This is a genomic window from Flavobacterium lipolyticum, from assembly GCF_020905335.1.
GTDB classification, from domain to species: Bacteria; Bacteroidota; Bacteroidia; order Flavobacteriales; family Flavobacteriaceae; genus Flavobacterium; species Flavobacterium lipolyticum.
In genome coordinates this window covers 256480-272698 of the sequence record NZ_JAJJMN010000003.1, presented here as the reverse complement: position 1 = coordinate 272698, position 16219 = coordinate 256480, and the positions used below count along the sequence as shown (strand labels likewise).

The following is a 16219-nucleotide window of genomic DNA, read 5'->3' as shown; positions in this document are numbered from 1 at the left end:
ATTAGGTTTTGTGTTTTTTTGCAATGCAGATATAAGACAACGGATAGGAAAGTTCTTTTTGTTCCAGGTCTTCTTTTAAATTTGATATATCATTAGCATATTCAAATAATTTGTAAAGTGACAGCCCATTATCAGCAATGGCATTGAATAGGTCGGAGAACGTATAATTAAAACTATAGTTTGCGCTTCCTGTATATTCTGTTTTTCCTAAATAATCCAGGCCACCTTCCTCTTTTAATGGTTCTTTTCTAAAATAATTTTCTTCTTCCGAAAGTTTCATATCCTCATCGATAAGCCAGCTAAAAGGATGTTGTTCCTGAATCACCAGAAATCCTTCAGGAGATAATACTTTTGAGATTTTTTTGATGATCTGATTCAAATCGGGCAGCCAGACCAGGGCACCTACTGTCATTAATACGATATCAAATTTTTCGCTTTCTATAATCTCGTCCATTTCATAAACATCATAGACATGGAATGTACAGTCAAGACCCAGTTGGTCGTTTAGAAAACGTGCCGAATCGATCGCTTCGTCAGAGATATCGATACCGACACATTTGCCGGCATTCATTTTTTTTAATGAGATCAGTTCTTCACCGTCGTTACAACACAGCTGAAGTATCGATTTGTTTTGGAATGTTATTTTATTTAATACTTCCAGAAGGTTCTCATCCAAAGTACTAAAGTCCTCTAAAGTGAATTTGCTTTTATATCTCTTTTTAAAATCCTGATGTATCGGGTTCACCTCATTCCATGCAATCCTGTTTGCTTCAGTATATTTTTTATAATCCATCTTGTGTATAATTTTTTGATTATTAGGAGTTCTTTTTTAAACATTCCTTTAAAAGCACTGGCGAAAAATAATGGTTTAACGCCAGTACTTCTTCCGTGAATTTTTTTTCTGAATACGGATTTCCACTATTGACTATTAATTCGTTATCAATAGTAGTATCGCTGTACCGCTTTCACTTATCTCATCGCTTCTTTTAAAGCAGTACCCGAGTTTCACCAACACGATTAACTACTTCTGCAATAGACGCATAGCCCTACAAAGATACATTCAATAGTTGTGGAATCTTTTTCAAAATTTTTATTCTCAGCATCAAAAAGATTACACTTTTTCCAGATTATCCTGTTTGTTTAAAATAAAATTCCCCATAACCAAATAATCAATATTGGATTTCAAAAAAGTTTTTATCGCATCCTCAGGAGTACAAACAATTGGTTCCCTATCGTTAAAAGAAGTGTTTAAAACCATTGGGATACCAGTTAGTTTATAGAATTCTGATATTAACCCATGATATTTTGGATTGGTTTTCTGATTAACCGCCTGTATTCTCGAAGTCCCGTCAACATGCACTACTGCCGGTATAAGTTCTTTTTTATTGGTTAAAGCCGGATAAGCCATAAGCATGTACTCGGATACAGGTGTGCTTTTTTTAATGTCAAACCAGTTTTCTGTTTCTTCCGACAAAACACTTGGGCAAAATGGTCTGTGATCTTCCCGGTGTTTTACTATTGAATTGAGTTTTTTAATCATATGGAAATTTCTCGGATCTGCCAAAAGGCTTCTGTTTCCAAGCGCCCGGGGTCCAAATTCCATTGCTCCCTGAAACCATCCAATAATATTACCTGCTTTAATAAGTTCTGCAGCTTTCACTTCTATGTCTTCCACATGTGAATACACCAGATTTCTCTTGGACATTTCATTGTGTATTTCTTCGGTTGTAAATGAAGGCCCTAAGAACGTATTGTCCAAAACCAATCCTTCTAAATTACCTTCTGATTCTATATTCAGTTTTAAAGCCGCTCCCAATGCCGTTCCCGCATCATTTGCTGCCGGCTGTATAAAAATGTTTTTGAATTTACTATTTTCAAAAGCTATGGTGTTGGCAACACAGTTTAAAGCTACACCACCCGCAACACAAAGATTTTCAGATTTTGTTTCTTCAAAAAGCCTGTCGGTAACTTTTACAATAATATCGGTTGTCCACTTTTGCAGAGCAGCAGCAATATCCTTGTGTACCTCTTCTAATTCATCTAATGTTTCTCTTTTTTTAATGTTGAATAACTTTTCTAACTTAGAATAATCTTCAACTCTGAAGCACAGTACCTCATTATCCAGTTCAAAAATAGTTTGATCATTGATGGAAATTATCTTACTGAATTCCTCTTCGAATGTTAAAGGATTTCCGAACGACGCTACGCTCATTACTTTACACGCATCGTATTCTGAAAAGCCTAAAAATTTAGAAATTTTCTCCCATAAAAAACCAATTGAATTAGGATAGGCAATTTGTTGTACTACATCAATATTTTTACCATGTCCGTAGGCAAGGGTGGTCGATTCAAACTCACCGATTCCATCAATAGAAAGTATGGCCGCATCACTAAACGGAGAGGGATAGTATGCTGATGCACAATGCGCTATCGCATGTTCGATAAAGCTAAACTGTCCCTTGAACCCCATTTCCTGAAGTTTTTGAGGAATTTGTGTTAATTTATCATAGAATAACTTTTCGCCATCCTCACAACCCCAGTTGTTTGGTACGAAACGATCTTCTGAAGGGATGTTTTCTAATCTTCTTTCAGGTTTAAATGAAAACCCTATTAGAGAAACATCCTCTAAACTTATCCCCCCCATCTCGAGACATTTGTTTATCGCAAGAATTGGCAGTTCATCCGGATTGTCAATTTTTGATTCTTTTGCATGTTTGACTCTTGAGAGTCTTTCTTCTTCAATAGCCGCCACTACTTTGTTATCAATTATCAAGCATGCCGCTGATTCATGGTATACACAATTTATTCCTAAAATAATATTTCTCATAATTTTGTATCTTTTTATTTCTCTATTTGATTTGTTATAATTTGGGTGTTTTTTTGTATTTTATCTTTTTGGAGTATTTCATAATGCCCCCCTTTAAGCCTGATCAGATTGATTTTACTTTTGATTAAGGCTTGCCAAATGCTGTGTTTGTCGATGCTGGAATTTTCACTCAGAAAGACATAGGTTGGAATATTGATCATTTTGTTTCCTGATATAAACGAAGTGACTTCCGCATATTTCCATATTCGGTCTACAATTACTTTCCTTTCATCGGGAGTAAATTTATTCAGCTGATCCAATTCTAAGAATGCGTCAACGTCAGCGTCTTCATAAGCAGTTGCTTTTTTGTTTATTCTGACGGTCTGAGGCGGTGGTACTATATCCAATACGATAAACTTATTGACCACTTTATAATCTTCCAGTTTCTTTAGCAGTTCATAAGCAAATAAGCCTCCTGCTGAATACCCCAGCAGGTCAAGTTCGCCTTCAATTCCGCTGTTCATTATCATTGCTATAGCGCTGTCTACGATGTCATTTAAACTGTTATGCATTTCTTTATAGGAATCTAAAAAAGAAAAATCAAGCGCATAAACGTTATAATGATCGAGGTGTTTTGACAACTCTAAGAAATCTAATGCCGTGGTACTAATAGAGGGTATGCAAACCATATTCTTTGTTTTTCCACTGCTGAGTTTGTGCAGGTAGATCCCGGCTTCTTTATTCTTTGCATTTTTGTCTACATAGGCCGCTATGCTGTAAATAGATTGGCGATTGAATACTTCTACTATTGGGAATTTTATACCGAACTCTTTTTCGATTTTAGAAATCAGTTGAATCATGTTTATAGAATGTCCTCCATATTCAAAAAAGCTGGAATGAATTTGGATTTCTTTTTCTAAAATTTCTGTAAAGAAGCTTTTTATGATTTGCTCTGTTACCGTCAATTTGGTTTCGGGCGACAGGAAATCGCTATTGAGCTTCAATTTGTTTAATTTATTCTTGTCAACTTTTCCATTATCATTTAGTGGTATTTCATCTAAAACAATAATTTTTCGCGGAATCATGTATTGCGGCAAATACACAGACAAATGCATTCTGATTGCATTATCATTCAAATAATTACCGGCCGATTGTTCGTTCAGCAAATAGGAATAATCCGTTTGTAAAAAAACATCTTTACTTTCAGCAGAAGCTTTGAGGCTGATCAGATTAGAATATCCAAAATGACGGCATACCTCTGCATAACACTTTAAAATCTCATCCTCTTCCAGAGTGTTGAATGTCGAAAGAGTCGAAATATTCAGAATGGCTATGGCGTTGTATTCTGTTTCCTCTACCCTACGCAGTAAAATGCTACTATCATTGGAAACAGCAGTCGCGTCTGACAGAACAACAGGAACCGCTGTTACACAACAGATTGTTTTACCGCTTTCGTCATTAATCCTTATTTGCAGATCCGGATAGTCGTAAAGTATCTGGTCAAAATCTTTAAAAGATTCTAAAAATAATGGCTCAAAAGGTACTGTTTTGGAAAGGCCCTGGAAGTCTTCCCTAATCATTTCGTTTTGGTGCAGGGTAATCCATGTGTACACTCTGCCATCCTTAGCCACAAAACTGTTGATTCCTTTTTCGGGTTCAATAAAAGCAATTAATTGTTCGTAAGCTGCTTGTTTGTTTACAAGTACGGCAACATTAAAAATAGCATTATGATTTAAAAGAACCGATTCTATTTCATCAATCTCAATCCTGTTGCCATTCAATTTTACCTGATTGTCGAGTCGTCCGTATACGATTAAATTACCGGCTTCGTCATAAATCCCCTTATCTCCTGTTTTGTAAAGCCTTCTGCTAAATCCATCCTGAAATGGATTATCAACAAACGCATTTTCAGTTTGTTCGGGATTGTTCAGGTAATCGGCAGCTGCACCTATTGATGATATATACAATTCCCCCGGAACACCAAGCGGACAAATTTTCATCTTTTTATCCAAAACATATATTTTGGTATTGGCTACGGGCTTGCCTACGGGAACAAACTGATCTGTACCAACAGTGCTTTCAGAACAGTCAAATCGGGTAGAATCTACAGTGGTTTCAGTTGGTCCATAACAGTTATACAATTTACACTCCAGCACATTAAAAAATCGGTTTCTTAATGAGGTCTGCAATAAAGCCCCCCCTACCGCTATTCTTTTTAGACTTTGAAGATTTAAAATTTCGTTTCTTTCAAGACCATCCACAATAGATTCTAATAACAAAGGTACCGACTGCACATGCGTAATCTTATGCTTCTCGATATAGGTTTCATAGGCTTTTATACTTTTTTCATCATCATCTTTCATCACGACTATTTTTGCGCCTGTGGCTAATGGCCATAAAAAGTCCATAATCGATGCATCGAAGACTACAGGTGTGTGAAATAAAACCGCTTCGTTTTCATCGAAATTAAAAGCCTCTGTAGTAGATTTAATAATATTGATTATCCCTACATGTTTGATATTAATACCCTTTGGCTTTCCTGTTGATCCTGAAGTAAATATAGTATAAGCCAGGTCCTGGTTTTCTACCTTTATTTTTGGAGCATCTTCAGAAAATCCGGAAAGATCTGTGGTGTTCAGATCGATGAACAGTTTCGAAAAAGAGGCCTCCATAAAGGTCTGAGACAAACATTCTGTAGTGGTAACTATTGCTTCAATTTCTGCCTGATTGATAATTTCTTCGATACGCTGTACAGGATAGTCTTTACCCAGCGGCACATAAATTGCACCTGCTTTAAGTATTCCTAATACTGTGGCTATAAACTCTGTAGATCGCTGCATCAGCACTCCAACCCTGTCTTTTTTCCTAATGCCTTTTTCGATCAGATAATGAGAAATTTTATTGGCAAAAGCATTGATTTGGGCATAAGTAAGCTGCTGTTCGTTGTCAACTACTGCAACATTCTCAGGATATTTTACCGCCGTTTCTTCAATCAGGTTATGAATACCGTAATCTTCAATAGCAAAAACATCTGTATTCTCAGTAAAATTGCTAATGATCGTTTTTTCTTCGTTCAGCAATATGTCATAATCTCCAATATTCTGCTCGGGATCTGCTATACACTGGCGGATCAACTGCTCGTATCGCGAAAGGAAATTTTGCGCTGTTGATGCTTTAAACAAATCTGTATTGTATCGTAATGAATACCACATATAATGTTGTGAGTGATCAATCTGAAGCGTGAAATCAAAAACAGAGGTATGGTTTATTTTTAAATCATACTGACCTGTGATGTCATTGATGGTGATGCCATCAAAATTTCTTTCGGTCAATTCGGTGTCATCATTTTGCACGCCAAAAAATACGGACATTACTTTTTGTCTTGAAAAATCTGTAGTCGGATTTAATTCTTCGATAATCTTGTTGAAGGGATACAAATGGTTTTCATAAGCATCCAGCGAACTTTTCTTTGAATGCTCCATTAATTTCCTGAAAGACCAGTTTTCCTCTACCGTACAGCGTATCGGTATTCCCGATGCAAATAGGCCGATAATATCTTCCAGATTTTCCTTGTCTCTGTTCCATATAGGTGTTCCCACTACAAAATCATCCTGGTTGGTTAATCTGTATAATAATAAGTTTAATACCGAAATTAGAAAGATTTGATAGGTGACCCCATTTTGATTACAGAAATCGGTTATTTCCTGTTTGAAATCTAAATCAACCGATTTGAAAATAAAGTCTCCATTAAAGGAATGTACCAGTGGCCTCGGAAAATCTGTAGGCAGTTCAAGTGGTTCCGGTATTGTTTTGTATTTTTCTAACCAGTATTGCCTTTGAGACTCTAATTGTCCCGAATCGATCAAAGCGTTAATCCATTCGGTGTAATCGACATAGTTTACCTTTAATTCCGGAAGACCAAAATCACCTGTGGCAATTAAATTGTTATAGCCCTGAGTCAATTCCTTATGGAAAATAAACGTTGATATCTGATCCCAGACAATATGGTGCGTCTCTAACGTAAAAATGTATTTCTCATCCGCCAGCCTGATCAATTTAACGGTACAGATTGGTGGTTTGGATAAATCGAAAACGGTGTTGCTGTATTTTTTTATGATTTCCTGCACCTTATTTTCCTGCTCTGACTCTTGTCTGATATCGATCAGAAAGTCAGCAAAATTAAGTTCCGTATGTTCCCTGAGAAGCTGATACGGTCTGCCATCGTCTTCAACTAATGCTATTCTGAAGATATCATGCCTGTCATAAAGATGTACTATTGTTTGGTACAATGCATCAATATTCAGATCACCATTGAATTCAAGTATAAATCCGATGTTGTAAAAGGTACTGTTCGGATTAAATTTTTGCAGGTACCATTCGGCAAACTGAACTGGTGATATTTTATACCTGCTCTTTCTGCTTTTTTTCGCTGGATTTGGCAATACCACATTTAGCCTTTCTTTTTTATGAAAGTCAATCCTTTTTGCAAAATCTTCGAGAATTGGATATTCAAAAAGATCCTTTAACGGGATATCAACCTGAAATTCTTTCTTGACTTTTGTAATGATCTGTATAGCGGAAATAGAATGTCCACCATTCTCAAAGAAATTATCATTGATTCCTAAGCTATCTCTTCCCAATGTATCCATCCAAAATTCCAGAATCTTTTCTTCATAGGGGGTTGAAGGAAGGACTATTGCTTTTTCAGAATTACTTTTGGAATCGCTCTTTGCTAAAAGCTGGTTGCGGTCAATTTTCCCGTTAGAAGTCACCGGAAAACTCTGCACAATAAACAACTTTGAAGGAACCATATACTCAGGCACGCTTTGTGCAAGGCGTCTCCTGATTTTTTCAGTTTCCACCTCTATATCTTCATTTGTTACAGTATTGTTTATGATTAGAAAGGCTACAAGATAGTTTTGGTCATTGTTTTTATTCAAAATGACTACCGCTTCTTTGACCTCTGCGATCTGCAATATTTTATTCTCTATTTCACCCAATTCTATTCTCCTGCCATTGATTTTGACCTGAAAATCTCTTCGTCCGAAAAATTCAATATTTCCGTCTGGCCTATATCTTCCGATATCTCCTGTTCGGTACATCGGAACTTTGGAAGACTGAAAAGGATCTTCCAAAAATACCTCATTCGTTTTTTGAGGATTGTTCAGATACCCATATCCGACTCCAATACCTGAAACTACAATTTCTCCCCTTACTCCTATCGGAACCTGTTGAAACGAATCGTCGATGATGTAGATCCTGAAATTCTGTAAAGTTTTTCCAATTAATATGTTTGGCCCCTGAGGACACTCTTTCATGATATAATGTGTAATATCATCAGAGGTTTCTGTTGGCCCGTATGCATTGACAATCGGGATATTCGGAAAGGCATCAAACCATTTGCTGATCAGGGCATGATGTACCGTCTCACCCGTAACTAACAGATATTTTAAATGCTCCAGTTCCTTAAAACCATTGTTTTCTGCCGAATTGTATAACAGTGAGAGATAAGAAGGCACGACTTCAAGTATGCTTACCTGATCTGAAGTTAAATGATACAACAGGTTTTCGGGATTTGTTATCGTATCATCATCATAAATGACAATTGACCCTCCCTGAACCAGAGCAGCAAAAAACTGCCATATCGAAATATCAAATCCCTGTGAAGCATTTTGTGCCACTACACTATCAGCCGTTATTTCGAGGTCGTCAATTTTGGCATAGATATGATTCATCATCCCCAAATGATGTAAAATTGCACCTTTGGGTTCGCCCGTTGAACCGGAAGTGTAAATGATATAAGCAGCCTCGTCTAAATTGGACAAATCAGAATAGGTATCGTTCTCTTTTTTAAGGGAACGCTTGTCGTACTGATACCTTTTTTGCAAACCTTCGGCGGTGTTTGTTTGAGATTTATCTAAAGAAATTAGGGTATCATAGCGAAAAGAGTACAATTCATTTTCAATACTTCCAATTTTATCGGTATGCAGTACCTCGCTGATGAAATTGTATTTAAACTTTAAATCATCAAAGAAATATCTTTCCACAAAAAATTCTTCGTCCCACTCCAGTTTAACTCTTTCATTGTTATTGGCCTCTTTATAATCTTGCAGGGAAGTTATCAGACTTTCTTTCTTATCGTTGTCCATGATATCTCCAATGAAAATTTTCCCATGATTGTCCAATAAGGCAAAACATTTTTCCAATACATCCAGGAGATAATTATAGCCATGAAAATTCTGTATAACACTATTGATAACAATCAGATCAAAATCACCCGTCTGAATTTGGTCAATTTCATGGGCAAAAAGGTTGTGTTGTTGAATATTATCAAGCTCTAATTCCTTAATCGTTGCTTCGTTGTTTTTTAAAACGTTTGCCGATAAATCTACCCCGTGATATTCCCTAACCAAAGGAGCGATGGCAAACATGGTAATTCCTGAGCTACAACCTATTTCCAGTACTTTCGATTTTGTGTTTATTTCCTGGCTTATCTTGAATCGGGCATTTTCACGATACTCGTTCATCTCTTCCCGGCTGAAAGGTTTACCGGTATAACTGTTGAGCCAGCCACCAGCCGTGATATCATCAGTAGAACGTTCGGCTACATACTCCCAAAGATCTCTGTTCATAGAAGCATTTTTTGATTCGGCTTCCAGAAAGATATTTTCACTGTTGACACAAAAGATACTTTTAAGACCCGGACAATCCCACTGCAATAACATTGCTTCTTTTACAAAGTTTGTATCGATCACAAGCATTTCCAGACCGGCGTCGTTGATTAACTTTTTGATACGCTGGTAAGGATACGTTGGGTCAAAAGGCAGGTAGGTCATACCCGCTTTCCATACTCCTGTAATGGTTTTTACGATTTCGGGCGAACGTTTCATTAAAACCCCTATAAGTTTATTATCGGTATTTAATGACAGGAAATCTGCAATCTGACTGCTTTCCTTATGAAGTTCACCATAGCTGGTTTGCACGCCATTGTACAAAATCGCGCATAAATCAGGGTTGGTTTGCGAATGCTCTTTTATATAGTTCGGAATTGTTTTTTGAGGAACCAATTTATCCGTCTTGTTGAATTGGCTGATGCGTTTTTTGTCTTCTTCAATCAGCAAATCATAATCGCTAAGGTTTTTGTCCGAATCAATTCCAACCTGATCTAACAAATAATTAAAATGAGTGAACAAACGCTCGATATGCTCAGACTCATAAACGTCAGTATTGTATCTGGCATTGAAAATAATTTCTCCGTTCGCTTGTTCCACCAGCATGATGTTCAAATCACAAATCGCTGTTTTATTATCTGCTTTTATCACATTCACTTCAACCGATTCTGCACTCAGATTATCATCCGAAGAAATGGTATTGGCATAATTTTGAGTTTCAATCAAAACATCAAAAACCGGAGAGCGGCCTAAATCCCTCTTAATATTTATATCATTGACCAGCTCATCAAAAGGATAATCTTTATGCTCAAAGGCTTCAATTATATTATTTTTTGTCAGACTGATAAGGTCCGAAAACTTACCATCCCGATCAAATTGTGTCCTTATCACTAAGGTATTAATATAGAATCCGATTTGATCTTGTAACGATAATTTTTCTCTGTTGGCAATAACAGTACCCAGTATAATGTCAGTGTTTCCGGTATACTTATAAAATATATAATTAAAAAGAGACATTGCGGTCATGAAAAGCGTCGCATTGTACTCTTTACCTAGTGCCTGCAGGTTTTTTGTACTGTTTGACGGAAGCGTGTAAACCACATAAGTTCCATTATAAGTCTGCGTTTTTGGACGCTCGCTGAACGAAGGCAGGTCAATCTTCAAAAGATCTCCCTCGAGTTTCTGACTCCAGTATGCTCTTTCTTTTAAATCGATATTACTATTCTCCCATTCTGCATAATCCTTGTTCTGAATTTCCAGGGGAGCAAGATTTACCGGAATCTGGGCAGAAAAAGCATTATAATACGATAAGATATCTTTCATTATTATTTTGAGAGACCAGGAATCGGATATAATATGGTGCATGCAGATGAGCAGTAAATAATCGTCATCCGCTTTTTTCAAGAGACTTAGCTGTATCAGCGGTCCCTTTTCTAAATCAAATTTATGCTGAATGAAATCTTCAATATAGCTATTGATTTTTGCCTCCCCATTGTTTGCTTTGCTGTAATCCAGATATTCCAACGCTGAAAATTCCGGGCTGAACGGCAACACGTTCTGCACGATTTCGTCATCCAAAAGAACGAAAGCTGTTCTCAGTATTTCATGTCTTTCTATTAAAGCGGCACAAGCTTTTTTTAAGTAATCAATATTTAGTTCCCCTTTAAGTTCCGCGGCTACCGGGACATTATAGGCTACAGAAGCCTCATCAAATTTACTTAAAGACCAAAGACGCTTTTGAGAACTGGTTGTTTTATAATATTTTTTTTCCGAAATCTTTGGAATTTCAGAATAGGCAGAATCCAGTTTATTTTCCTCAATAAACGAGGCAAGCGATCTGATGGTAGAGTATTTAAAAATATCTTTTATCTCAATTTTAATACTCAATTTTTTATGCAAAAGCGAGATCAGCGAAACCGCATTTAAAGAATGTCCGCCAATGTCAAAAAACAAATCATTCACCCCAACCTTTTCTAAATTGAGGAGTTCCTGCCAAATCAAGGTAATGCTTCGTTCTAAGTCAGTACCGGGAGCTTCATATTCCGAAGTCAGACTGTCTTTTGCATTGATAATCTTTGGAAGTTTTGCGGTATCGATTTTTTCATTTGCGGTTAAAGGAAAGCTGTCCAAAAAGAAAAAATAGTCCGGCATGTAATACTCCGGCAGTTTTGTCTTCAGCTCTTCTTTGATCGTTGCGGCCTTAATGGGTTCGCTATTGTTTTTGGGAACGATGTAACAAGCCAGATAATCATTTTCTGTTTTTGGATCCTGAATAACCGTTACAAAAGCCTGACTTACGGCATTCAATTTTAGAATTTGGTACTCAATATCGGCACTTTCTATTCGTATACCTCTAACTTTTAACTGATTGTCTTTTCTTCCTATAAAATCTAAATTTCCGTCCGGTTGCCATCTTGCGAAATCGCCCGTTTTGTAAAATCGGGTAGTACCAAAATTTTCAATGGTAACAAATTTTTCCGCATTCAGTTCTTCAGCATTATAATAGCCATTTGACACATAAATACCGGCTACATAAAGTTCACCAATCATTCCCATTGGTGTAAACTTTTTATACTTATTGAGTAAGTATAGCCGTGCATTTTCAATTGGTTTTCCTACTGAAACTTTTTTAAGCTCCGACGGAAATACAGAACAATCATAATAAGTCACATCAACCGTTACTTCTGTTGCGCCCCACGTATTTATTAATCTTGTGCCATTTGTAGCAAACAAAGTATCGTTAAAAGAATTGACAACTCTGGACGAAAGAGCTTCAGCACCCGTAAATATCCATCTTAAAGTGGCCAGTTTTTCAATGTGATTTTCAAACGTATTGATATAATCCAAAAAAACAGCAAGCATGGATGGAACAAAATCCATAGTGGTTACTTTATAGGTACTTACCGCTTCAAGAATAGCTTCTGGATTTTTCTCTTCGCCATTGGGTAAAAAATAAATTTTTGCTCCTGAAGCCACACCACGAAACATTTCACAAATGGAAGGATCAAAAGACAAAGGTGTTTTCTGAATGGTCACATCGTTAGCTGTGAGGTTGTACTGATTGGTTAACCAGCTCATTCTGGCAACGAAAGATTCATGCAAAATAAGTACTGCTTTCGGGTTACCTGTTGAACCGGAAGTGAACATAAGATATGCCGGATCTTTTGGACCGGCTGTAGCTTTACTATTTGTAACCGGATAATGCTCTAAGGACAAATGATCCAGATCTACTATTGTCCTGCTTTCATGAGCTACAGCATTACTGTAGGGAGCTTTTGAAATGATCATCGGAACTTTCACTTCTGCAAGCATCACCTCAATCCTGTCGGCAGGAAGTGTAGGATCTATCATGAAGAATGTACCCCCTGCCTTTAGTATGGCCAATATGGAGATAATAAGGTCATTCGATCTCTCTAAATAGATTCCAATTACCGCATTTTTAAGGTCGTTTTTTTCCAATAGATAATGTGCCAACCGATTGCTCCTTTCGTTTACCTGTCTATAAGTAAGCTGGCTTTGGGAATCGATTGCAAATAAATTATCGGGGTTACTATCCGCCTGACTTTCAAAAACAGCATGGATCGTATCAGCCGAAAGGGCAGCTAAACTCACAGGTGGATTCCATCCGTCTTCGTAATATTTTATTTCACTATCAGAAAATAGGCTGATATCCTGAATAAGAATTTCGGGGTTGCTTATTACCACCCTCGCTACATTCCGGAAATGAATCCCCATCTGCTTAAGATAGATGCCTGGTACAGCAGCCGGGTTGGCTTCTATTTTACCCTGAAGCACATTGCCGTTTTTTTCAAATGTAAAAACGACATCATCGCCGGTCGATTCAGCTCTTCCATGGATTGGCTCAAATACATGCCACACGTTGGACAGGTCGTTGCTGTTACCACTGATTTTTTCGGCTAAAACATTCCGGGGATAATCCTGATTCTCATAAGACAGCTCAACGGTCTCACTCAATTGCATTACAAACTCTTTAAAAGAATTTGAAGCATCAATTTCTCCGGATATATAAACCGAATCATTGAGTGTTTCTTCATCGGCATTTTCTAATAAAACTGACGAAATTGTAGTGATTGTATCCTGATCCAGATAGTTATAAAGCATGACTTTCAGAACAGCATCCAATATGACGTAAACAGACAGATCATTTCCTTTTGCCAGGGAAAAAATCTTTTCACTGATTGGCTCATCCATACTGAAAACGTATTCCTCTCTCTCAAAATCATCAGAAACTTTGGTATTATTAGTAAATACTAAGTGCGTTTTCTCTGCTATTTGAGCGATTCTTTCAGACCAGTATTTTTCTTGTTTAAGGAACTTTGCAGATGTAAGAGTTAAAACGGTGTCTAAAGTTGTATTGGTATTCTCCATTAATCTTCTCTTTTTGAGTTTCTAAAGTTTTGTGGCATTATAAATTTTTCATTGCCCTGAATCAAATCCATAATGGATATGTCTTTGCCTTTCCTGTTACCCGAAGTAACTTCAAGATCCGCTTCATGATCCGAATCTGTGTACACGGTAATAAAACCTTCATAATTCCTTAAAACAACTTTATTTGGGGACTGACTTAAAACATAGTTTGGAGCCAACGGAATTTTACCGCCTCCGTAAGGTGCATCGATTACAAAAGTTGGAATGGCATATCCGGAAATATGCCCCCTTAGTCCCTCCATAATCTCGATGCCTTTGGATATAGGAGTTCGAAAATGGCCTGCTCCTTTTACTAAATCACATTGATACAGATAATAAGGTCTTACCCGCATCTTCACTAATTCGGTACAAAGCTTACGTTGTATTTCGACAGTGTCATTTATCCCTTTTAATAATACGGTCTGGTTGCCTAAAGGAATGCCGGCTTTCAACAGCTTGTCACAGGCCTGTTGTAACTCCGGAGTAATTTCTTTCGGATGATTCACGTGGATGTTCAGCCAAAAAGGATGGTATTTTTCTACCATATCGCAAAACTCCTGAGTTATAATATTGGGGTTGAATACTGGTGTTCTGGTACCAAGTCTAATAATTTCGACATGAGGAATTTCTCTTAATCGCATTAAGATCGATTCCAGTCTTTTAATGGGCAGCAGTAAAGGATCACCCCCCGACAGCAGCACGTCCCGGATTTGTGGATTGTTGCTTATGTATTCAATCTGATTGTCAAAATCAGTGGAGTTGTAATTTTTTGAACTGTCTCCTACCAGCCTGCTTCTTGTACAATACCTGCAATAAGATGCACACTGGGTAGTGATCAGCATTAAAACGCGATCCGGATACCGGTGTACGATACCATTCACGGGGGAATACTCGTCTTCGCTTAAAGAATCTTCGTTCATCCCGCTAAAATCATACATTTCCTTCTCGGTCGGCAAAACCTGCCTCCTTATCGGGCAGTTGAAATCGTCTTTGTCTACCAGACTCAAAAAATAAGGGGTAATGTCAACTCTAAACAACGAGTTCTGATTTAAAGCGTTAGCTTCGGTAGGCGTAAGATTGATAATTTCCGATATTTCTTCAAAGCTATTTAGCCTGTTGCTTAACTGCCATTTCCAATCGTTCCACTTCTCATCAGGAACATCATTCCATTCCCGATGCCGATAGGATTGGACAAAAGATTTCTCCTTTTCGGTACTAATTATTTGCTCATTTTGCATTAAAAGTAGGATTTAAGTTCGCCCGTTCTTCGTATATCCAATGTTGCACAGTGAAAACCTCCGCCAAAAGTGTTGAAATTGTAAAAACTGCACGGTATTGGTTTCATCCCAAATTTTTTCAGTGCTTCGATGGTTGGTTTTTCGTTTTTCTCCACCAGAATTCTTTCACTGTCAATCATAAAGGTGTTCATGGTAAGCCATTTGCTGCTCATATACAAAACCTGACTGTCCGGCATCACCGGTGCAGGGGCTTTCATAATGTCCCAACTTTTGAACATCTCAGGAATTTTGTTCATCCTGTCTGGGTGGATTAGCAGTTTACCTGGTGCCAACGGTACAAAAGTGGTGTCAATGTGCATCGGGTGCCTGTCATTACAATCTATTTTATGAATGGTATAGTCATCCCCTATGTGCTGCTGGAGCCACTTAATACCTGCATCATTGGTTACATGGCTTTTAAGCACAAAGATGTCTTTACCGCATTTGGTAAAATCAGCGGCGTCAAATACCGGCTCAAAATCATTTATAACATAATTAATAGGGTCATTGCCGCTTCCTTCCTGATAATTATAATCATAAAGTTCATCCAGCAATTGCGGCTTCGGAGCTGCCGACCATTTTGCTCCCTTATTAAAATATTCTTTTATCAGTGGTCTGAAAGAATTCACTTCATGATGTCTTGATCGCCAAGGCATCGGAGCTTCAATGATGTTCTCACCTATTACCAATAAAACATCGCGTGGCATTGCGCTATATAACCCGCCTTCGCTTTTCCAATCGGGAGTGCTGTAAGGTCTGTTAAAATCTACCGGATCCGGTCTTCTAACGATTACTCCCTCCTGTTCCAATATATGAGCCAGGTTGTCCAGTTCCAGCTGCGCAGCTTTTATCTGTTCGGCAGGGAATAATTTTCCTCCATTTTTTTTATAAAAATCCCAGTGGTTTTCAGGCATTGTTGCTTTCAGGGTAACATGCCAGGGCGGTACTGATGCACCTTCCATTGTTCCAACAATTACTTCTTCTAACGGGTCCCATTCATTGTAAGAACTTACAATAGGTTTTGTTTGCGACATACT

5 protein-coding genes are annotated in these 16219 nt (G+C 37.6%); all 5 read right to left on the bottom strand.

Annotated elements, in window-relative coordinates; all coding sequences use genetic code 11:
• Window position 1: 1 nt before the first annotated feature.
• The 5 genes from LNQ34_RS23190 to LNQ34_RS23170 all read right to left on the bottom strand — a co-directional run bounded on the left by LNQ34_RS23190 (window position 2) and on the right by LNQ34_RS23170 (window position 16216).
• Window positions 2-793, bottom strand: coding sequence for a class I SAM-dependent methyltransferase (locus LNQ34_RS23190; protein ID WP_202702297.1), 792 nt, complete (start codon window positions 791-793; stop codon window positions 2-4).
• Window positions 794-1111: 318 nt separating this feature from the next.
• Entirely contained in the window at window positions 1112-2827 is a 1716-nt protein-coding gene (locus LNQ34_RS23185) for a carbamoyltransferase family protein (RefSeq protein WP_202702296.1), read from the bottom strand.
• A gap of 14 nt (window positions 2828-2841) precedes the next feature.
• Window positions 2842-13866, bottom strand: coding sequence for a non-ribosomal peptide synthetase (locus LNQ34_RS23180; protein ID WP_230001498.1), 11025 nt, complete (start codon window positions 13864-13866; stop codon window positions 2842-2844).
• Window positions 13866-15143, bottom strand: a complete 1278-nt coding sequence (locus LNQ34_RS23175) for a KamA family radical SAM protein (RefSeq protein ID WP_230001496.1) — start codon at window positions 15141-15143, stop codon at window positions 13866-13868. Before LNQ34_RS23175 ends, LNQ34_RS23180 begins: the two co-directional genes overlap by 1 nt.
• Window positions 15143-16216, bottom strand: coding sequence for an amidinotransferase (locus LNQ34_RS23170; RefSeq protein WP_089077047.1), 1074 nt, complete (start codon window positions 16214-16216; stop codon window positions 15143-15145). The genes LNQ34_RS23175 and LNQ34_RS23170 overlap by 1 nt, the downstream gene beginning before the upstream one ends.
• Between the last annotated feature and the right edge of the window lie 3 nt (window positions 16217-16219).

Excerpts from the sequence above, each read along its gene's own strand:
- LNQ34_RS23190 (WP_202702297.1), bottom strand. The coding sequence starts at position 793 with ATGGATTATAAAAAATATACTGAAGCAAACAGGATTGCATGGAATGAG.
- LNQ34_RS23185 (WP_202702296.1), bottom strand. The coding sequence starts at position 2,827 with ATGAGAAATATTATTTTAGGAATAAATTGTGTATACCATGAATCAGCG.
- LNQ34_RS23180 (WP_230001498.1), bottom strand. The coding sequence starts at position 13,866 with ATGGAGAATACCAATACAACTTTAGACACCGTTTTAACTCTTACATCT.
- LNQ34_RS23175 (WP_230001496.1), bottom strand. The coding sequence starts at position 15,143 with ATGCAAAATGAGCAAATAATTAGTACCGAAAAGGAGAAATCTTTTGTC.
- LNQ34_RS23170 (WP_089077047.1), bottom strand. The coding sequence starts at position 16,216 with ATGTCGCAAACAAAACCTATTGTAAGTTCTTACAATGAATGGGACCCG.